Source organism: Psychroserpens sp. S379A (assembly GCF_049800755.1).
Classification (GTDB): domain Bacteria; phylum Bacteroidota; class Bacteroidia; order Flavobacteriales; family Flavobacteriaceae; genus Psychroserpens.
Genome location: NZ_JBNAFQ010000001.1, coordinates 399,060 through 419,724 on the forward strand (window position 1 = coordinate 399,060; position 20,665 = coordinate 419,724).

The window sequence follows — 20,665 nt, forward strand, 5'->3', positions numbered from 1 at the left end:
AAAGCAGTTACTAATTTATTTAGTAACTGCGAGTATATAAACTATACATTTATTTATCTAATAACTAACTTTTGAGTTTTAGTAGAATTTTGATTTGAAAGTTTCGCAATATAAACACCTGTACTTAGTGCATCTACATTAATTGAATGTACTGAATTTGAGACACCTAAATCCTTACTTAAGATTTCTCTACCATGAACATCGTAAAGCGTTACATTACTCTTTTCTGACAATTCGCCTTTTATTACAACCTCTTTATTAGCATTGTTAGCATAAATTAGCACGTGGTCTAATTCTGAAATAAGTGTTTCTAGAGCTTCAGAAGAATATCTTAAATAGAAACGACCAGTACCTGTTAAATCGCTAGCTGAAGTAAATCTGTATTCAGAAGTATTTAATAATGTCAATTTATTTTCAAGAGTATCTTCAAGGTAAACAAAAATGTTATCAGGCAACGTTGAATGATCCTCTAAAGCGATCGTTAATAAATTTCCAGCTGAAGCATTTATTCCTACTGGAACAACAACATTATTAAAATCATTGTATGGTAAGGATTGAATGGCTATATCTTTCCCTTCATTGTTTTCAACTAAATTAGTAAAAATTGAAAAATTACTTGCAACACCATTATAATGGCTTGCGTCATAACCTTTATCTAAACCTTTAGTTGTTCCTTCAATAAAATAGATACTTGTACTAGATGTAGTAACAGAGTTTGATAAGTTTAATTTACTTAAAACAGAACTACTATTCGAATGTCTTCCTGCAATAAAGTCATCTGAAGTTCCTGTAGTTCGCATTGCTGGAGTAAACTCTAAATCATAAAGAGGTGCATTAGTTGGATCTGCACTTACAAAGAAACCTTGACCAGGAGTTATAACTGTGGTAGGTGAGATATTTGCTAAATTATAAACAATCCAACCATCTTGAGCGCTTCCATCATAACCATATATTGCAGCAGTACCAGTATTCATTAAATCAATGTTTTTAACACCTGTACTTACTTCATGATTTAAAAACGATTGAACATTTAAGTATGAAGGATACGGATTTCCTACTAGATTCCATTCGGCTTCTACAGGTCCAAAATTTGAAATATCATTAGTAACAACTCCATTATTTGCAGTTCCTGTAAACGTAAAGGCATCATTATTATTTGAAGCTGCTCTATAACCAACACCTGCATTTAAAGTTGCAGTTGAGCTACCAGCATAAGTCACATAATCTCCTGAAGTTTTATCAAACGGACCAAATAAATACAAACTTCCATTATTGAAAATATTTGGATTAGCGATAGCAAAGTCATCAAACTCTTGACCAGTTAATGGCGCAGAAATCAAATCGTTACTTCCTGTAATACCAGAACCATTAATATTAACATGACGTTCGTAGTTAATTGTTCCTGAAACTGATCCATCAAGAATTAAACTCGAATATGACGTCGAGCTAGATTCTAAATTTAAACCATTAGAAACTGTAAGCGTTGTAGCAGAATTAATTGTAAGTCCTGCTCCAGAATTAACTGTTACACTATTACAAGTTGTATTAGAATTAATTGTAGCACTACCAGAGGCAATTATAATATCTTCACTTGCAGTCGCAATGCCATTTGGATCACTTGGTGACCAACCATTGTTATAGGTATACGTAGTAGGTCCTGCAGAAGGTTGAACATAAATTGCATAATCTTCAGATTGACCATATTGTAACGTTGTGTCACAAGGTAAATCATCAATACTCGACGCTCCATATATCGTCGATAATTCTGTAAGTAATCGTATTCTAACATAGTCTCCATAAGGAATACTCGCTGGATAAGATAATGTTACAGAAACTACAGAGTTGGCAGCATTACTTCCAGAATAATGTTGTTTTTCAGCATCATCATTAAAATCACCATCGTCATTCCAATCGATCCAAATACCTAATTGTTGAATATTATTTGGAAACATCGTAACATTAACTGTATTACTTATAGAAGCATCTATTTCAAAGTAATTAGAACAGTTTCCAGAGTTATCAATATTACCTCCATCACTTCCTGAAGAGAACGATGCAAAAGAAACATCATTCATTTCCACATTCACAATACCTGCGCTAAAGGTAGATGTTGCATTATTACTACAAACAGCAACTGGAGGAGCATAACCAAGATCTACAGGATCTCCACCTTTGGAATTCACTAAAGAAGTGCCTTCCATTGCAGCACGTACTCTTGTTTTTTGATCATTTGTAAAGCGATCTGTACAAAAATAATAACTCATAATATTGTTAACCGTGTTATTATCTACCCAAGGATTTCCTGTACAGGTATTTGTTGCAGGACAGGTACTTGTTTCTCTAAGATGTGGAACTGTATCTGCACAACCATCACTATCAACACCTACAGTAGAATCTGCAGGACAAGTATCTCCTACACCATCATTATTAGTATCGTCACCTTGAAAGGTATGATACAAGTGAAAATAATGTCCAGCTTCGTGAACTACAGTACTATTATCTCTAGCAAAGTTTAAAGGCCAAGACGGATTTGCATTACTAGGATCATAACCAAACACAGAATACATCATTACAGAACCTTCACGAACATTTCCATTATAAAAATTGGCATAACCTTGAAAACCAGAACCTCCATTATTATTATTAATTTCGGTAACAATCCACACATTAAAATAATCGGTTTCTGGCCAACGACTTAAGTCTTTTAATATATTTTGATCAGCTCCTGGACCTCCACTTAAAGACACACCATTTGCACTATAATTTGGAACACTTGAAGCATTAATTCTATTAATACCAGTGGTTGCATTACAGTTTGGATCTCTTTGTGCTAAAGCAAATTCAATTTCAAAATCTATAGGACTATTTGTAGTTTGACCTCTATAAAAATCGTTTAGATTATCTATACTACTCTGAATTTGAGCATCAGAAATATTAGTTCCTGTTCCAACAGTTTCTCCAAGGTGAAGTACATGTACTACAATTGGAATTGTAAGCACACCTCCCATTCTATTGGTCATACTTCCTGATTCAATAAAATTTTGAATTTTTACTTCCATTTCTTCCTCCTGAATGATGTATTCAGGATTTTGACGCAGTAATTGTAGTTGACCATCAAAGGCACATTCTTGTGCTACAAACAGTTGTAAATTACATATGCATAATAATGCTAAAAGTAGTTTTCGATTCATAATTTTCTATTTTAATTTGGCTAAATATAGAACAATTTATGAAATAATCGTGGAAATGAATTTAAAATCCGTTTATTTGATTTATTTTGTAGTATTTAAACTACAAGTATAAAAATAGCACAAATAAAAAAGCTGTTTGAGATACTCAAACAGCTTTAAGAATATAAAAAATATGCTTATTGATTCCCTAAAATTATAGGCATTCCAGAATCTCCAGAGCCAATAACAATAACTTTACTATTAGGTGATTCCGACAATTTAATTGTGGCTTCAATGCCTTTGTCTTGAAGAATTTTATCTGTTAACGATGCACTTAATATTCGGTTGGCATCTGCCTTACCTTGAGCTTCAATTCGTTGTTTTTCTGCTTCTTTTTGAGCTGTAACTAGTCTAAACTCATATTCTAAAGATTCTTGCTCTTGTTTCAATTTACGCTCAATCGCTTCCTTAATTGTTGGAGGCAATGTTACATCACGAATTAAAATATTATTTAATTGAATGTATTGATCTTCAACAATTTTTTTAGTTTCTTCAAATATTTCTTGCTGTATAGCATCACGTTTAGTCGAATATAATTGCTCAGGTGTGTAACGTCCAACAACACTTCTAGCTGCACTTCGAATAGCTGGCTGTAAAACACGTCTTAAATAATCTTTTCCTTTTTCTTTATGCAGTCTAGGCAGGTTTTCATATTCTGGCTGATATAGTACTGAAGCATCTAGTTTTATATCTAATCCGTTTGAAGACAATACAGACATTTTTTCAGGGATTTCTTGTTGTCTAACTTCATATTCGATCACACTATTCCAAGGTGCTACAAAATTTATACCTTCTCCTAATGGCTCACTTTTTGGATCAACACCTCCTCCTAGTTGATATAGAACTCCTGCATGACCTGAATCAATAGTCACAACAGACTTAAATAAAAGTATTAATAGTATTACAATAATGAATAGGGCTAATGCGCCAACTTTTGGTAATTTTTCCATAGTATTTTTGTGTTTAAATTAGTCCGTTATATTTTCTAATAAACCACTCTATAGCAAGACTTAATGCGATAAGTGCGAGAAGATATTTCCAATCGATCAAAGGTACAATTTTTTTACTGCTTTTTTGAATGGTTACAAAGCGAGAATCTGATAATAAATTATTTATAATTGTACTTGTATCATCAATAAAATAAGAGCTTCCTTCGCTATTAGTAGCTAAACGGTTAAGCTTTGTTACATTAGCATTTAAAAATTGTTGTTCAACATTGTAGTCTAGTATTTTAAGCGCTCCAGATTTTGAAATATTTCCACTAGAAGATCGTACTGTAAAGCTATAGTCACCAGCTTCTATTCCGCTTAAATCCACTTGGTAATTTGTGTTTTTTAATACAAAAGGATAGGTTTTAGTTTCGTTGGTAACTTTATTTTTTAAAACAATATTAATATTTGCATTTGCATCAAATTCATAATTTTTATTGAAGTATTGCGCAGTGATTTTAACATTATCGTTTCCGTTATAAAACGATTCATAATTCACATTTAGCCTAGAACGTCGTTGCTTAGAACCTAGATATTGAACTAGCTTTCCTATAAAGTTATCAAAAGTATTAAACGATTTCTCATCTAAATAACTTTGGGCTCTCCATCTCCAAATCCCTTCACCTAGAAGTAATGCTTCTCGTTTGTTATTTATCTCAAAAGTAGCTAATAAAGGTTCCTCTAGTTGAGTGCCATTTACTGTTTTAAAGAGTAATGTTTCGAAAGGAACTGTAAATGTAGTTTCGCCAAATTCTGATTGTAAAGGCGGAAAATCTTCAAAGTTTAAATCGTCAATTATAAAAGTGCTATAGTTCTTGTTAACTGAAGGCTGAAAGTCTTCAACTTGATTTGTGACTTGCTGACTGTAATTATCTTGCAATTGATTTAATAAGGACCAATTAGTTTTGGTACCTGCAACAACAATTTTATTTAATTTTAGTCTATCAATTTCATTAAACAAAGACCTAAAGTTATTGGTTGGTTGATAGGCAATAACCAACTGAAAATCTTCAGCTTGCTTTAAAAATTCATTTGTGTTTAAAATCGACGCATTTCGTTGTTCATTACTTTCGATAGATTTTTTTAAAGCACCTAAATCGGGATGAATAATATCTGAAACAATAGCAACATTTGTTTTTTGATCAATGACTTCGACTGCAAAGTTTTTAAAGTTATTTATTTTATTTTTTTCGTTGTCTAGCGGAATTATTTCTGCTTTATAACTTTTAATACCAACGTGATTTGCTGGTAAGTTTATATTAATAATTTGCGAGTTTTGAACTTTACTAAAGTTAACGACTTTAGAAAAGACTGTTGTTGCTCCAGATGTGATTTTTAATTGAGAGTTAACAGTAGAATTACCATTATAAGTTGCGATAATTTCTACAGGAAATTTATTCTTTAAATAAGCATATCGATTAACATTTAACTGCTGAATCTTAATATCTGTATGAGTTACTGTATCACCAAGTATCACTGGAAATATAGCTTGTTTATACTTGTTGGTCACAAATTCATAATCATATCCATAAGTTTGATTTCCATCGGTTATAAGTAATGTTGGTGAGACAGAATTGTTATACACTTCAGATAAGCGATTAAACACTTGAGCAATATTTGATTGCTGTTCATTATAATCTAACGAATCATTTTGATTGACAGATTTTCCGAAGGTGTAATACTCCAGATTAAAATGTTCATTTAAGGCTTCATTTTGCTTTAGTCTTTTAATTAAAGTTGAAGCATTTTCAGATTGATTCAAATAGTTTATAGACTCTGAATTATCTATCGCTACGATCAAGTTTGGTTTTTCATCGTAAAACGAAATCTTTTCAAACTTTGGATTGATTAAAAGCAACAACACTGAAAACACACTAACAAATCTTAAAAAGGCTAATAACCAATAGGTTTTTGTTATTTTTTTAGATTTAAAGATATACTGAAAAAGCGCTAAGACTAGCGCTATTATTCCAGATATAATGATATATGTTATGGTTTCTGTTTGCATTAAAAGACCTTTCGACTATGCTCAAGGTGACAATTCTAAATTATATGTTATGTTAACATTCCTCCATCAACATTGAGTGTTTGTCCTGTAACATAAGCACTCATGTCACTTGCCAAAAACACACATGCATTAGCAATATCTTCTGGTGTTCCACCACGTTTTAGAGGAATCGCATTTCGCCATCCTTTAACTGTGTCTTCATCTAGTTTTGCAGTCATCTCAGTTTCGATAAAACCAGGAGCAATCACATTACTTCTAATGTTTCTTGAACCTAATTCTAAAGCGACAGATTTTGAAAAGCCAATGATTCCTGCCTTTGAAGCTGCATAGTTAGTTTGTCCTGCATTTCCTTTAACACCAACAACAGAACTCATATTTATTATAGAGCCTTTACGTTGCTTTAACATGGTACGTTGTACAGCTTTGGTCATATTAAAAACAGACTTTAAGTTGACTTCAATTACTTTATCAAAGTCTTCTTCTCCCATTCGCATCAACAAATTGTCTTTAGTAATTCCTGCATTATTGACCAAAACGTCAATACTACCAAACTCTGCTAATACGTCTTCAGCTAATTTTTGAGCTTCCTCAAAATTTGCTGCATTACTTTGATAGCCTTTGGCTTTAATTCCTAAATCATTGAGTTCTTTTTCTAAAGCATTTGCTGCTTCAACCGATGAGCTATATGTAAATGCAACATTTGCACCTTGTTGAGCAAAAACTTCAGCGATACCTTTACCAATTCCTCGACTTGCTCCAGTTATAATTGCTGTTTTTCCTTCTAATAATTTCATGTATGATTGTGTTAAAAAAGTTGGTTTTCAAATATAGCAAATTGAAGTTGCATCAAATAAAAAAACCTCAAATTTTATCATTTAATTATGAGGTAAAGCTTAGATTTATGATAAGCATTAAAAGCTAATCATCTTATTTGTAATTTTGTGTGTTTATGAGCAATGTTAATCCAAATTCACAACACTTATATCAAGGGTATTTGAACACACCTTTGTTGTGGAATTCAAGTTCTGTTTTTGGTTTGCATCAGCTTCAAATCAATAATAAAAATACATTCCCTTTAAAACGATTAATTCATAAGCGATTACGTCTTGGCCAACTTGTCGAACAATTTGTATTTAATCAACTGGAACAAACTGAAAACTGTAACATTTTAGCTGAAAACATTCAAATTCAAAAAAATAAGCAAACCCTTGGAGAACTTGATGCTTTAATCCAAGTTGATGAACAATCTATTCATTTAGAGGTGGTTTACAAATTTTATTTATATGATGAATCTTTAGGAGATTTTGAGCTTAAACGATGGATTGGTCCAAACAGAAAAGACAGCTTAATCGAAAAACTCACAAAGCTTAAAAATAAGCAATTGCCTTTACTCTATTCTCCCGAATGTAAATCTGCTCTAGAGCAACTTCATTTAAATACTATAAATTTTCAACAGCAGGTCTTGTTTAAAGCACAATTGTTTGTTCCTTATAAAAAAACCGTTGTATTTGAGCAACTAAATGAGGATTGTGTTTGCGGTTTTTATTTAAAAACAAATCAGCTTGACGAATTCAGTAATTGCTCCTTTTATATACCTTCAAAGTTAGATTGGCTATTAGAGGCTAATCATTATGTAAACTGGCTAACTATTAAAGAATTCAAATTACAAGCAGACACATTTTTAAAACAAAAGAGATCGCCTTTGGTTTGGATAAAAAAGTCTGATAATAATTTGCTAAAATGTGTTTTAGTTTGGTGGTGATTTTGGTTAATAACTCTCCTTAATTCTCTTTCATTTAACAATAACAATTTCCTATTTTGCAGTTTTATTTGATTCAAAATTACATTTTATAAATGAAGGTTTGCATAGCCGAAAAACCTAGTGTCGCAAGAGAAATTGCCCAAATACTTGGAGCCAATACAAAGCATGATGGCTATTACGAAGGTAATGGTTATGCTGTGACTTATACCTTTGGGCATTTATGTACACTTATGGAACCTAACGATTACAAGCCTTATTGGAAAAGTTGGGATCTCAACAACTTACCAATGCTTCCTGAAAAGTTTAAGACCAAAGTGGTTAACAACTCAGGAATACAAAAACAGTTCAATATTGTTAAGTCCTTATTTAATAAAGCAGACGTTGTTATTAATTGTGGTGATGCTGGTCAAGAAGGAGAACTCATACAGCGTTGGGTTTTAGATCAAGCCAATTATAAAGGAAAGGTTTTACGTCTTTGGATTTCTTCCTTAACTGCTGAAGCCATCAAAGAAGGTTTTGAAAATCTTAAATCTTCTGAAGCTTATGATAATTTATATTATGCTGGATTTTCGCGTGCTATTGGAGACTGGCTATTAGGTATGAATGCCACACGTTTATATACTGTAAAACATGGAGGCTACAAACAAGTGCTCTCTGTAGGTCGTGTGCAAACGCCAACATTAGCTATGGTTGTGAATCGTTTTAAAGAGATTGAAAATTTTAAGCCTCAACCTTATTGGGAACTGCAAACGCTTTATCGCGATACTTTGTTTGCTTATGAAGATGGACGTTTTCTTAATATGAAAGATGGCGAAGTATTAGCCAATAAAGTTAAAGAACACGATTTTGAAATTGTTTCGATCACAAAAAAGAAAGGCAAAGAATATGCACCAAAACTGTTTGATTTAACAGGATTACAAGTGTATTGTAATACAAAATTCGGATTTTCGGCAGATGAAACTTTAAAAATTGTTCAAAAATTATACGAACAAAAAGTAGTGACTTACCCAAGAGTTGATACGACATTTTTACCTTCAGACATGTATCCCAAAGTCTCTGGAATATTGCAAAAACTCACCAATTATTCTGAGCTAACACAACCATTATTAGGCAAGAAGATTAAGAAATCAACTAAGGTATTCAACGATAAAAAGGTCACAGACCATCACGCGATTATTCCAACAGGAATTCAAATTAATTTGCAATACAATCAGCAACAGGTTTACGATATTATTGTTAAACGTTTTATTGCGGTTTTTTATCCAGATTGCGACGTGTCTAACACCACTGTAATTGGAAAAGCTGATGATGTTAATTTTAAAACTACTGGAAAAGAAATTTTAAAAGAGGGCTGGAAAGTGGTTTTTAAATTTGGAAAAGAAACGAGTTCTAAAACTTCAGAAAAAGATAAAATTTTACCAACCTTTGAAAAAGGAGAAAAAGGACCTCACGAACCTTCATTTTTAGAAAAGCAAACCAAACCACCAAATCAGTTTACTGAAGCCTCTCTCCTACGCGCTATGGAAACTGCTGGCAAACAAGTAGATGATGATGAGCTTCGAGATTTGATGAAAGAAAATGGTATTGGTCGTCCATCTACTCGTGCTAATATTATTGAAACCTTATTTAAACGACAATATATTAAACGTAACAAAAAGCAAATTTTGCCAACGGTTACAGGTATTGCTTTAATTGATACCATTCAAAATGAATTATTAAAATCTGCTGAACTCACTGGACTTTGGGAAAAGCAACTTAAAGACATTGAAAAAGGCGAATATAGCGCAAGTGTATTCATTAAGAATATGAAGCAAATGGTTGACAAATTAGTCTATGAAGTGAGAACCGAAACTTCTCGTGCCAACATTTCACATGCTAAAGTTTTAGAGCAACGCAAAGCTAAATCTAAAGCCGTTAAAAAAGCAGGTATTACATCTGAAGCTTGTCCGAAATGTAAACAAGGAAATCTTCTCAAAGGAAAATCGGCTTATGGTTGCAATCAATTTAAATCGGGTTGTGATTTTGTGTTGCCTTTTAAAGTCTTCGGAAAGAAAATTTCTGAAAAGCAATTCATTCGTTTGTTAAAAAAAGGCTCGACAGTTAATCTCAAAGGCTTTGCTTCAGATAAAGGAATAACTGAAGGTTTGTTGCGATTTGACGATAATTTTAAATTGGTTTTAGAACCCAAAAATCTGGTTAATAAAGCTTCCGAAGCTAAAAACAAGAGCGCAGTTGTATGTCCGAAATGTAATAAAGGAACTATTATTAAAGGAAAAACTGCTTATGGTTGTAGTGACTATAAGTTGGGTTGTGATTTTAAAATGTCTTTTGAGGCTATTCGAGCTAAAGCCAAAGACAAACAACTCACTAAAGATTTGGTGTATTCGATATTAAAAGGCGAAATCTAAATTATGAAGCATCGTCATTTTAAACTCTTTAAACCTTATGGTTATTTGAGTCAGTTTCAAAGCAATGCCAAACATGAGCGCAATAAAAAGTTTCTAGGTGAATTGTATGACTTTCCCGAAGGCACAATGGCAATAGGACGCTTAGATAAAGACTCAGAAGGCTTGCTGTTACTTACTACAGATGGAAAAGTAAGCTATGAAATTACGAGTTCAAAAACCGACAAAGAATACTACGTTCAAGTTGATGGAGAAATAAATGATGCTGCTATTTTAGCATTAGAAAAAGGTGTTGAGATTAGTCATCAAAGTGAAACTTATACCACTAAACCTTGCAAGGTGTTTTTACTAGAAAATGCTCCAGAATTTCCTGAAAGAGCTAAAAAAATTCGTGATGAACGTCATGGTAAAACCTCATGGATTACTATAACTATTAATGAAGGGAAGTTTCGCCAATTACGTAAAATGACAGCAAAAGTCGGCTTTCCAACGTTGCGATTGGTTCGTGTTCGTGTTGGAGCAATTACTTTAGAAGGATTGCAAATGGGAGACGTTCAAGAACTAGATATGATTCCATAAAAAAAGCCAATGATACACATTAGCTTTGGTATACTATATTAAAAATTGATACGAATTAAATTAGTTTCACACGAACCGCATTCATACCACGATTTCCTTTTTCTAATTCAAACTGTACTTTATCGTTTTCTTGAATTTTATCAATTAAACCACTAACATGGCAAAAATATTTTTCTTGATCTTCGGTATCAATGATGAAACCAAAACCCTTTGAACTGTCAAAGAAAGATACTTTTCCTTTACGAATTGGATCAAATTCTTCTTCATCAACATCTTCTTTTTTTGGAATACCAATGACAATATTTTTAGCCTTAACTTTTATTTTTTCTGAAGGATCTGGAGGTGTATCTGTTAAGTTCCCAAACTGATCGACATAAGCAAACGGAATACTTTCGGCTCCACCATTTTCTTGTTTTTCAAGTTTACGCGCTTCCATTTTTTTGCGTTTTTCTTCTCGCTTTTTTAAACGTTTTTTTTCTTTTTCACTTTTGTTAAAGGTCTGTTGCGACTTTGCCATTCTTTGCTGTTTGGTCTATTAATTATATGTTTTGCTGTAAAAAGCAGCATTAATCGTAAATATAACTGTAATTATTGGAAAAAGACAGCTTTATTACGATTAGTTAACCAAAAGTTAAAAACAATTAAATTAATAGTATTACTATTATATTTGCGTGTAAATTATAATAATATGAAATATTTACTTTCAAATTTTAAAATTGACATTAATGATAAAATCTATTTAAAAGATCCTGAGTCTTCAGATCTTGGAAAGAGAATCATTGAGCATAGCATTCTTCTTATTGACGATATTGGCTTTGACAACTTTACGTTTAAAAAATTAGGCGCTCTCATTGGTTCTAATGAAAGCTCTATTTATAGGTATTTTGATAGTAAGCATAAACTTTTACTCTATTTAACCTCTTGGTATTGGGCTTGGTTAGAATATCAATTGGTGTTTTCTACAACTAACATGTCTAATCCTAACGAAAAACTAGAGAAAGCTATAAATATATTGACTAGAATTATTGAGTCTGATTCTACTTTTAAACACATTGATGAAGTAATTTTAAGTCGTGTTGTGATAAACGAGTATTCAAAATCGTATTTAACCAAAGAAGTAGACGCAGAAAACAAAGATGGATATTTCTCAATTTATAAGCGATTGGTTATTCGCTTACACGATATGATAATTGATGTCAATCCTAATTATAAGTTTCCACATAGTTTAGCTAGTACTGTTCTAGAAGGTGCTTTGCATCAACACTTTTTAAAAGATCATTTCAAATCACTTACTGATTGTGATCAAACTGTACAGCCTTCAGAATATTTTAATCATTTAGTTTTTAGCGCTTTAAACTTAAAAAAATGACAAAAAACATACTTACATCTTGGCAACGCTTAATAGGTTTATTAAAATTAGATCGTAAAGACATTAAGCAAGTGTTTTACTACGCCATTTTTGCTGGACTGGTTAACCTATCGCTTCCTTTAGGAATTCAAGCAATTATCAATTTAATTCAAGGCGCACAAATTAGTACTTCGTGGATTGTTCTAGTCATACTTGTTACACTTGGTGTGGCATTTGTTGGACTATTGCAGCTTATGCAAATGCGAATTATTGAGAATGTACAACAGAAAATTTTCACAAGATCATCTTTTGAATTTGCATATCGCTTTCCGAAGATTAAAATGAGTGAATTGCGATATTATTATCCTCCAGAATTAGCCAATCGTTTTTTTGACACCTTGACGGTTCAGAAAGGATTATCTAAAATTCTTGTGGATTTCCCTTCAGCTTTATTACAAATTATTTTTGGATTACTGTTGCTGTCTTTCTATCATCCTTTCTTTATTATTTATGGAATTTTACTCATCTTACTTATTTATGTCGTATTTAAATTTTCGGCACAACGAGGTTTAGACACAAGTCTTGATGAATCTAAACAAAAATATAAAGTAGCACATTGGTTACAGGAAGTGGCACGTTCAATATTAAGTTTTAAACTTTCTGGTAGAACAAGCTTAGCACTTACCAAAAATGACAATTTAGTTTCCGAATATCTTGATGCTAGAGAAAGTCATTTTAAAGTATTAATTCATCAGTTCTTAAAATTGATTGGTTTCAAAATCTTAGTTACTGCTGGATTACTAATTATTGGTGGTTTCTTAGTACTAGAGCAACAGATGAATATTGGACAATTTGTTGCTGCTGAAATCATTATTCTTTTAGTAATTAGTTCTGTAGAAAAACTCATTCTTGGTTTAGAATCTTTTTATGATGTATTAACTTCAATCGAAAAACTAGGACAAGTTGTTGATAAAGCACTTGAATCTCAAGAAGGCGATGCAGTGTGTACTGAAGACAAACCTATTAAAATTGAACTTGATAAAGTAAGTTATATTGTTCCTGAAAAAACCAACCCAATCCTTGAAGACATTTCTTTAATAATAGAACCAAAAGATAGGATTCTTATTTATGGTTCTCATGGATCAGGTAAGTCATCTTTATTAAAACTAATCTCTGGTATAAATACACCAACTAAAGGTGGAGTTTACATTAATGATATTTCACTTAGTGGCATTAAAATTAATGAATATAGAGCACTTGTCGGACAATCACTTCCTGAAGAATCTCCTTTTGAAGGATCAATAAGAGACAACTTAACTTTTGGAGATTTATCTATAACAGATGATGAAATTAATTCGGTTTTGAAAAAAACCATGCTAATAGATTTTGTCAAATCGCAACCAAACGGATTACAAACTATTTTATATCCTGAAGGACAACGCTTATCAACTACAGTATCTAAAAAAATCGTGTTAGCAAGAAGCATTTTAAAGAAACCTAAGTTATTGTTACTCAAAGATCCTTTAGATCAATTTGACAAACATGAAACAAAAAGTATTATGAAGTTCCTTACAGATAAAAGTAATCCTTGGTCTTTAGTTGTAGTTAGCTATAATATGGATTGGAAAACTAACTGTACAAGAATCATTAATTTAGAAAAAGGCAAACTAGTATTAAACAGATAAGTCATGCTTAATATTTCTCATAACAAACTAAACAAAACCGTAGACTTATCATCATTTAAGTCTGCTCAAAAAGTGTTTCATAAAAAGCATTTTAGATATTTTAATCGCTTTCTATTAGTGTTTGCTATTTTAGGAGTTGTAATTATGTTCTTGCCTTGGACACAAAATATTAATAGTCGTGGCAACGTAACAACACTTACTCCAGATCAACGACCACAAACCATTCAGTCTCCTATTCCTGGACGAATTGAAAAATGGTATGTTCGAGAAGGTGATCATGTAAAAAAAGGTGATACCATTTTATTTATTTCAGAAATAAAAAACGAATATTTCGACCCTAACCTTGTCAATAGAACTGGTCAACAAATTAAAGCTAAGGAAGCTTCTGTGACCTCTTATGGCTCTAAAGTAAACTCTTTGAATAATCAAATTAGAGCTTTGCATAATGAACGTAAATTAAAACTCGAACAAGTTCAAAACAAATTGCTTCAAGCGAAACTTAAAGTAAAAAGTGATAGCATAGATTTTGAAGCTTCTAAAATTGATTTACAAATTGCAGAACGACAAATTGGTGCTATTCAAAATTTATATGATGAAGGTTTAAAATCTCTTACTGAATTAGAGGATAAAAAATCAAAGTTTCAAGAAAAGCAAGCAAAGTTAATTTCTCAAGAAAACAAGTATCTAGCTTCAAAAAATGAAGTTATTAATGCTATGGTAGAAATTAATCGTGTGCAAGCAGAATACGTTGATAAAATATCGAAAGCTGAAAGTGATAAATTTACAGCACAATCTAACCAATTTGATGCTGAGGCTCAGGTTACAAAGCTAGAGAGCGATTTCACAAATTATGAAATTCGCAATGACCTTTATTACATTAAAGCACCTCAGGATGGATTCATAAATAAAGCCATTAAAGGAGGAATTGGTGAAACATTCAAAGAAGGAGAACAACTAGTAGGCATAATGCCATCAAATTATGATTTGGCTGTAGAAATGTTTGTAGATCCAATAGATCTACCTTTAATTCATATTGGTGAAAATGTTAGAGTACAATTTGATGGTTGGCCAGCAGTTGTATTTAGTGGTTGGCCTAATGTATCTTATGGTACATATGGAGCAAAAATTGTTGCTATTGAAAACTTTATTAGTCCGAATGGAAAATTTAGAGTGCTTTTAGCTCCAGATGAAAACGATTACAAATGGCCAGAAGCTATCAGAGTTGGTTCGGGAGCTATGACAATTGCTTTATTAGAAGATGTACCTATTTGGTTTGAATTATGGCGAAAGCTTAATGGCTTCCCTCCTAATTATTACCAACCAGAAGGAGACGAAAAGAGTAAATCTAAAGAAAAATAAATCCATCATGATTAGGTATTTTAGTATTACATTCTTATTCATAACTACATTAAGCTTTTCTCAAGAACAAACTCAGGTTCAAGACACACTCATACTTAGCTTTAGTGAGTATTTAGGTTATGTGAAAAAATTTCATCCTATTACCAAACAAGCTGAATTGACTATTCAAATTGGACAAGCTAATTTAATGAAAGCTCGAGGTGGTTTTGATCCAAAGGTTGAAGTAGATCACAATCGAAAGAAATTTAAAAACACAGAGTATTATGATCAACTAAACGCTACATTTAAAATTCCAACTTGGTATGGCATTGAACTCAAAGGAAACTTTGAGCAAAACCAAGGTGATTTTCTAAATCCTGAAGCTTTTGTTCCAGATGATGGATTATACAGTGCAGGAATTTCTGCTTCTTTAGGACAAGGCCTTTTTATTAATAAGCGTATGGCTGATTTAAAAAAAGCTAAGTTTTTTAGAGAACAAACCTTAGCAGATCGTGAGATTTTAATTAACCAGATTTTATACGATGCCTCTTTAGCCTATTTTAATTGGTTGCAAGCCTATACTGAAGTTAAAACTTATACACGTTTTTTGAATAATTCCAGAATTAGAGCCGAAGGTGTTCAACGAAGTTTAGAAGCAGGAGATAAAGCTCAAATTGATGTTACTGAAGCTAATATTACAGTTAAAAATAGAGCCTTAGGATTAGAGCAATCTAAAGTAAAGCTCATGAAAGCTGCTTTAGAGCTATCAACATTTTTATGGTTGAATGACAATATTCCAGTGGAAATTCAAGATAATGTTATTCCAGAATTAGATATAGAAAGCACTGTAGATAAAGTATTAGAAATTTCAGGATTGCCATTAACCGATTTTGTAGTTGAGAATCATCCTAAGCTAAAATCCTTAAATATGAAATATGAAGGATTACAAGTTGATAAACGCTTAAAAGCAAATAAACTATTGCCTATTATAGATTTACAGTATAATTTTTTAACTCAAGATCCAGATATTATCAGATCATTTAATAGCAATACATATAAAGGCGGATTTAATATTGCTTTCCCTTTATTCTTACGAAAAGAACGAGGCGATTTGAAATTAGCAAAGTTTAAGCTTCAAGATTTAAAATTTGATATAGATAATGAACGTATTAATATTCTGAATAAGGTTGTAGCTATTTATAGAGAATTAGAATCTTTTGAAATTCAAAACCAACTTATCGATGAGATAGTTTCAGACTATACAACAATGCTTAAAGCAGAAGAACGTAAATTCAGCTTTGGCGAGAGTTCAATCTTCTTAATCAATTCTCGTGAGAAGAGTCTAATTGATTCTCAATTAAAAGCAATTTCGCTTCAAAACAAATACTTAAAAACTAAAGCAAAGTTATTTAACAGCTTAGCAAGAGATTTAGAAAACCTCTAATTATTAGTTTGCTGTTTTGCGTCCTCTTGCGCTTCTTGCTTAGTTTTAGGAAAGTCGTTGCTTTTAATAACTAATATTTTGGCCTTTACACCTGTAAGTAGATTCCATCGTTTTGAAGACACCAACACTTCATTATCATCATACACTAAAAATTCAGCTGTATTTGGACCAGACTCACCTTGATTTAAAGCAATAAAAACAACTGTATTGATACCTTCTTTTAGTGGAATATTAAACGATTTGTAATTCCCATTTAAAACTAATCTTGGAATTATAATTTCGTCGTTCACCACCACTTGAACCATATCTCCATCTGGATATTCATGGTCACGACATCTAATATTTGCAAATTCTGCATTGACTCTTACATCGCCTAAAAACAAATCAGACATGGTTTTAATTTTTAAACCTTGCTCTTCCAGCTTTGCATTGTAACGCTTTTCGAAAATTTCACCAGGATCTCTCAAGTTATTGTTATCAAACATGGAGAACTCGTTTTTTTGAGGCTTTAATTCTCTTACCTTAACAGGAATACCATTGATATTCTTATCTGTTTTAGTAATCTTACTTTTAGGATTGGGTTGTATTTTAAATTCGGTTGGAATAGAATCTTTTTCCTTGGTTTCTTTTGCAGGAATTTTAATAGATTTTTTTTCGCTGTCTGGAGGATTTGTTTGTCCATAGACAAGAGATGTCACACATAAAAAAACTACGAATACTATATTAAGTTTCATTTACATTAAAAGTTAATACCTATTGAAAAACAAAAACCGTTCCTTATTTCAAAATAACGACTTTCATTATAAAAAATTTCAATATTAACACTTATTTAGGTGTCATTAGAAATATAGTTGCTTCAAACTTTTAAAACTTACCATTAAAACTTAAACGCAGTTTACGTGTATATTCTTCTAACAACCAGTCTTTATAGTTTTTGGTACTATTCATAATACAATAACAATACTGCTTAATACGATAGCATATATCGTCATGTAAGAGTTTGGCAAGTTCACGAGCTTCAAAGACATCTTCGCTATTAGCAATCACTAATTCAGAATGTTGAGCTATTGAGTTTTCAATGGCTTTCATCGATTTTTGTCCTAAGCGCGTTACCTTTTTGTATTCTTCTTTGATATCAAAGGTGTCGTTAGGATTTTTCTTAAAACGCTTTCTAAGTGAATCTGGCATTTCATAAACAAAGTCACGCTCAATATCTTCATCATTTCTAAGGTTTTCAAGATAAAAATCTGGATTCTTAAAAATATGTTGCCAATCTACTGGTTGACTCCAAGGTCCAAAGCGTATCACATTATTTCCTAAATCAATCACTTTAAACGTTTTTTTATCATTATAAATTCGAGAACCTCTACCAATCATTTGAAAATATAGTGTTAAAGATCTTGTAGCTCGATTTAAAATAATTGACTCTACAGAAGGCTCATCAAATCCTGTAGTTAAAATACTTACAGAGGTTAAAATTCCGTCAGGTGTATTTTTAAACCATTTTAAAATGTCTTTTCGTTCTTGTTTAGATGCTGTATTATCTAAATGTCTAATATTATGTCCTGCACGTTTAAAGGTATAATAAACTTCTCTTGAAGTATTAATTCCGTTGTTAAAAATTAAAGTTTTCTTTCCCTTCGATAGCTCTTCGTAAGCAAATAATAACTTGCCTTGCATAGTCGCATTAGAATATAGTGCTTCGGAAGATTTTACAGTATAATCACCATTAATTCCAATTTTAAGACTGTTAAGCGAAACATCATAATTGTATACATCTGCTGATGCTAAGAACCCATTTTTTATTAATGTTGAAATATTATCACCAACAATAAGCTCTTTGTAATTGTCTTTCATCGGAAGCTTTATATTGCTACTCAAAGGTGTTGCTGTAACACCTAAAATGAAACATTTGTCAAAAAACTTGAATAGTTTTCTGAAGGAATTATAATGTGCCTCGTCAATAATAACCAAACCAATATCGTCGAGTTTTAGTTTGTCATCATTTAAACGGTTGTTTAAAGTTTCGACCATGGCCACAAAACATTCGTATTGGTCTTGGTCTGGCAATTCTTTTACCTTACTATTAATGATTTTGTTATTCACACCAAAACCATGTAATACTTTAGAGGTTTGTTTACAAAGCTCAATACGATGCGTTAAAATAACAACTTTCTTTTTATGCTTTTGAATGTAACGTCTAACGATTTCTGAAAATATAACTGTTTTTCCTCCACCAGTAGGAAGCTGATATAATAAGTTATAATTGTCTGGAGCGTTTTCTAACACATCAAAAATGCGATTTAAATCAGCAATTTGGTAGTCATACAGACTTTTTTTGGCAATCTTTTGGTTTTCTATTTCTAAGGTTGAGGACATATAATTAATAGCTTCTGAAAAAAAAATTCTCACAAAATTAAGATTTTATAAGGTTATCAAAGCAAATTGTTAAAAACAAATGAAAAAAATATATGTTACTAGGAATAGAGCCTTATTCTTCGCAATCAAATTTGATTTTAAGATGATGAAGACTAAAGCATTAAATAGTTAAAATTTGTTAAATTACTACTTTGCAATACATAGTACTGTAACATTTTTGAAATGTTGTCGTCTATTATAATGTAAACAGCAATCAAATTAATTAAAAAAATAATCATGAGAACATTAAACAGCAATCAGTTAACAAGTACAAGAACAGAAACAAAAACATTTACTTGGAACCAGAAAAGACGTTATAGGTAATTACTATAACTATTCATCAATCAAAAAAATCAATCTGCCATGAAAGCATTATCAAAAATAATCAACACGTCACATACAGCAAATGACGATTTAAATACTGTAAAGTAAACATATTGAGTTAGTTTTAAATTAATTAAAGGCATTTAAGTTATAATCTTAAATGCCTTTTTTATGAACTGTGGTACTATTATTGTGAGTTTATAACAGATTTTAAAGCTTAAACTCATGAAAAATTCAAGACATTCAATGCCTCAAGTTAATGCTGGATCAATGGCAGATATTGCATTTTTACTTCTAATTTTCTTTTTAGTAACTGCAGTAATACCAAAAGACGATGGCATTAACAGAAAATTACCAGATGCTTGTCCGCCAAATGAAATTTGTGACACCAAAATTAATGAGCGTAATATGTTAGACATTCGTGTTAATTCAAATAATGAGCTTTTTGTAGAACATGAACTTACAACAATTAATGAGCTTAAAACTATAGTTAAAGAATTTATAGATAATAATGGAGATAAGTCTTGTAATTATTGCGATGGTAAACATATTGACTCCTCTTCAGATAATCCGAATGAAGCAGTTATTTCATTACAAAACGATAGAAACACCTCTTATAAGTTTTATATTAAAGTGCAAGATGAACTCACAAAAGCTTATTATGAATTAAGAGCTAATCACGCAAAAAAAATATTCAATAAGGAAGTTCATGAATTGACAAAAAAAGAATTAAATGTCGTACAAAAAGCGTATCCATTTAAACTCTCTGAATCTGAAACAAAATAGTTCTAAAAACTAAATAATAACCTATATATTAAGCTTTTGAATAATGAATCAGTTCAATACAAATATTAATTACCGAAACAACCAGTAAAGCCATTAAAATTGAATTTAAAATTAAGGCTATTATTTTTTGAAGAGTTTTGGGTTCGTGTTTTGTTTTTAAAGCAAAAATGAATCCAACAATTGTCATAAAAAACACTAATAGAATAAGTATTCCGCTTATAATTGAATAAAATGATATTCCAATAATTTCAGAATTCGCTAAAGATTTTAGAATGACAAAAATAGCTATCAAAATCAAGCTGATTATAGCAGAACCAAACGCTTTTTTTGTAAACGTATTATTCATAAT

The 20,665-nt window shown here is 31.4% G+C and carries 16 protein-coding genes; 8 read left to right on the forward strand and 8 right to left on the reverse strand.

From position 1 onward, the window contains the following. Window positions 1–53: 53 nt before the first annotated feature. The 4 genes from ACP15M_RS01720 to fabG all read right to left on the reverse strand — a co-directional run bounded on the left by ACP15M_RS01720 (window position 54) and on the right by fabG (window position 7,021). On the reverse strand, window positions 54–3,191 hold the full coding sequence (locus tag ACP15M_RS01720) for a GEVED domain-containing protein (RefSeq protein WP_425075441.1): 3,138 nt from the start codon (window positions 3,189–3,191) through the stop codon (window positions 54–56). A 176-nt stretch (window positions 3,192–3,367) separates the two neighbouring features. Next, complete coding sequence (locus tag ACP15M_RS01725; RefSeq protein WP_425075442.1) at window positions 3,368–4,180, reverse strand: prohibitin family protein; 813 nt, start codon at window positions 4,178–4,180, stop codon at window positions 3,368–3,370. A 13-nt stretch (window positions 4,181–4,193) separates the two neighbouring features. After that, entirely contained in the window at window positions 4,194–6,227 is a 2,034-nt protein-coding gene (locus ACP15M_RS01730; protein ID WP_425075443.1) for a VWA domain-containing protein, read from the reverse strand. 47 nt (window positions 6,228–6,274) lie between these two features. Then, complete coding sequence (fabG, locus tag ACP15M_RS01735) at window positions 6,275–7,021, reverse strand: 3-oxoacyl-[acyl-carrier-protein] reductase (RefSeq protein WP_425075444.1); 747 nt, start codon at window positions 7,019–7,021, stop codon at window positions 6,275–6,277. 155 nt (window positions 7,022–7,176) lie between these two features. On the opposite strand from fabG, the gene ACP15M_RS01740 reads away from it, so the two are divergent. From ACP15M_RS01740 to ACP15M_RS01750, 3 genes are all read left to right on the forward strand, one after another. Then, window positions 7,177–7,989 carry a DUF1853 family protein gene (locus ACP15M_RS01740; protein WP_425075445.1) on the forward strand — a complete coding sequence of 271 codons (813 nt, stop codon included), beginning with the start codon at window positions 7,177–7,179 and terminating at the stop codon, window positions 7,987–7,989. 92 nt (window positions 7,990–8,081) lie between these two features. Next, window positions 8,082–10,397, forward strand: a complete 2,316-nt coding sequence (locus ACP15M_RS01745; protein WP_425075446.1) for a DNA topoisomerase 3 — start codon at window positions 8,082–8,084, stop codon at window positions 10,395–10,397. A gap of 3 nt (window positions 10,398–10,400) precedes the next feature. Then, entirely contained in the window at window positions 10,401–10,973 is a 573-nt protein-coding gene (locus ACP15M_RS01750; RefSeq protein WP_425075447.1) for a pseudouridine synthase, read from the forward strand. A 55-nt stretch (window positions 10,974–11,028) separates the two neighbouring features. Here ACP15M_RS01750 and ACP15M_RS01755 read toward each other — a convergent pair whose 3' ends face one another. Next, a complete protein-coding gene (locus tag ACP15M_RS01755; RefSeq protein WP_425075448.1) occupies window positions 11,029–11,490 on the reverse strand; it encodes a cold-shock protein in 462 nt (153 codons plus the stop codon). A gap of 171 nt (window positions 11,491–11,661) precedes the next feature. Between ACP15M_RS01755 and ACP15M_RS01760 the strand changes: the two genes are divergently transcribed. The 4 genes from ACP15M_RS01760 to ACP15M_RS01775 are packed head-to-tail and all read left to right on the forward strand — an operon-like array spanning window position 11,662 to window position 16,788. Next, a complete protein-coding gene (locus ACP15M_RS01760; RefSeq protein ID WP_425075449.1) occupies window positions 11,662–12,342 on the forward strand; it encodes a TetR/AcrR family transcriptional regulator in 681 nt (226 codons plus the stop codon). Continuing rightward, complete coding sequence (locus ACP15M_RS01765; protein ID WP_425075450.1) at window positions 12,339–14,006, forward strand: peptidase domain-containing ABC transporter; 1,668 nt, start codon at window positions 12,339–12,341, stop codon at window positions 14,004–14,006. The genes ACP15M_RS01760 and ACP15M_RS01765 overlap by 4 nt, the downstream gene beginning before the upstream one ends. A 3-nt stretch (window positions 14,007–14,009) precedes the next feature. Then, a complete protein-coding gene (locus ACP15M_RS01770) occupies window positions 14,010–15,365 on the forward strand; it encodes an HlyD family secretion protein (protein ID WP_425075451.1) in 1,356 nt (451 codons plus the stop codon). 7 nt (window positions 15,366–15,372) lie between these two features. Further along, window positions 15,373–16,788 carry a TolC family protein gene (locus tag ACP15M_RS01775; protein ID WP_425075452.1) on the forward strand — a complete coding sequence of 472 codons (1,416 nt, stop codon included), beginning with the start codon at window positions 15,373–15,375 and terminating at the stop codon, window positions 16,786–16,788. Here the strand turns inward: ACP15M_RS01775 and ACP15M_RS01780 are convergent. Together ACP15M_RS01780 and ACP15M_RS01785 are read right to left on the reverse strand one after the other, a co-directional pair. Beyond that, the gene (locus ACP15M_RS01780) at window positions 16,785–17,522 is read right to left on the reverse strand and encodes a hypothetical protein (RefSeq protein WP_425075453.1); all 738 of its coding nucleotides are present in this window, start codon (window positions 17,520–17,522) and stop codon (window positions 16,785–16,787) included. The two genes, ACP15M_RS01775 and ACP15M_RS01780, sit on opposite strands and share 4 nt — an antisense overlap. Window positions 17,523–17,652: 130 nt before the next feature. Continuing rightward, window positions 17,653–19,167: a DEAD/DEAH box helicase gene (locus ACP15M_RS01785; protein WP_425076056.1), complete on the reverse strand. Its 1,515-nt coding sequence runs from the start codon at window positions 19,165–19,167 to the stop codon at window positions 17,653–17,655. Between the two features lie 588 nt (window positions 19,168–19,755). Between ACP15M_RS01785 and ACP15M_RS01790 the strand changes: the two genes are divergently transcribed. After that, window positions 19,756–20,316: an ExbD/TolR family protein gene (locus tag ACP15M_RS01790; protein ID WP_425075454.1), complete on the forward strand. Its 561-nt coding sequence runs from the start codon at window positions 19,756–19,758 to the stop codon at window positions 20,314–20,316. Window positions 20,317–20,344: 28 nt separating this feature from the next. Here the strand turns inward: ACP15M_RS01790 and ACP15M_RS01795 are convergent, their stop codons facing one another. Beyond that, window positions 20,345–20,662, reverse strand: a complete 318-nt coding sequence (locus tag ACP15M_RS01795; RefSeq protein ID WP_425075455.1) for a hypothetical protein — start codon at window positions 20,660–20,662, stop codon at window positions 20,345–20,347. Window positions 20,663–20,665: the final 3 nt, after the last annotated feature.

Coding starts and splice junctions, on each gene's coding strand:
- ACP15M_RS01720 (WP_425075441.1), bottom strand. CDS start 3,191: ATGAATCGAAAACTACTTTTAGCATTATTATGCATATGTAATTTACAA.
- ACP15M_RS01725 (WP_425075442.1), bottom strand. CDS start 4,180: ATGGAAAAATTACCAAAAGTTGGCGCATTAGCCCTATTCATTATTGTA.
- ACP15M_RS01730 (WP_425075443.1), bottom strand. CDS start 6,227: ATGCAAACAGAAACCATAACATATATCATTATATCTGGAATAATAGCG.
- fabG (WP_425075444.1), bottom strand. CDS start 7,021: ATGAAATTATTAGAAGGAAAAACAGCAATTATAACTGGAGCAAGTCGA.
- ACP15M_RS01740 (WP_425075445.1), top strand. CDS start 7,177: ATGAGCAATGTTAATCCAAATTCACAACACTTATATCAAGGGTATTTG.
- ACP15M_RS01745 (WP_425075446.1), top strand. CDS start 8,082: ATGAAGGTTTGCATAGCCGAAAAACCTAGTGTCGCAAGAGAAATTGCC.
- ACP15M_RS01750 (WP_425075447.1), top strand. CDS start 10,401: ATGAAGCATCGTCATTTTAAACTCTTTAAACCTTATGGTTATTTGAGT.
- ACP15M_RS01755 (WP_425075448.1), bottom strand. CDS start 11,490: ATGGCAAAGTCGCAACAGACCTTTAACAAAAGTGAAAAAGAAAAAAAA.
- ACP15M_RS01760 (WP_425075449.1), top strand. CDS start 11,662: ATGAAATATTTACTTTCAAATTTTAAAATTGACATTAATGATAAAATC.
- ACP15M_RS01765 (WP_425075450.1), top strand. CDS start 12,339: ATGACAAAAAACATACTTACATCTTGGCAACGCTTAATAGGTTTATTA.
- ACP15M_RS01770 (WP_425075451.1), top strand. CDS start 14,010: ATGCTTAATATTTCTCATAACAAACTAAACAAAACCGTAGACTTATCA.
- ACP15M_RS01775 (WP_425075452.1), top strand. CDS start 15,373: ATGATTAGGTATTTTAGTATTACATTCTTATTCATAACTACATTAAGC.
- ACP15M_RS01780 (WP_425075453.1), bottom strand. CDS start 17,522: ATGAAACTTAATATAGTATTCGTAGTTTTTTTATGTGTGACATCTCTT.
- ACP15M_RS01785 (WP_425076056.1), bottom strand. CDS start 19,167: ATGTCCTCAACCTTAGAAATAGAAAACCAAAAGATTGCCAAAAAAAGT.
- ACP15M_RS01790 (WP_425075454.1), top strand. CDS start 19,756: ATGAAAAATTCAAGACATTCAATGCCTCAAGTTAATGCTGGATCAATG.
- ACP15M_RS01795 (WP_425075455.1), bottom strand. CDS start 20,662: ATGAATAATACGTTTACAAAAAAAGCGTTTGGTTCTGCTATAATCAGC.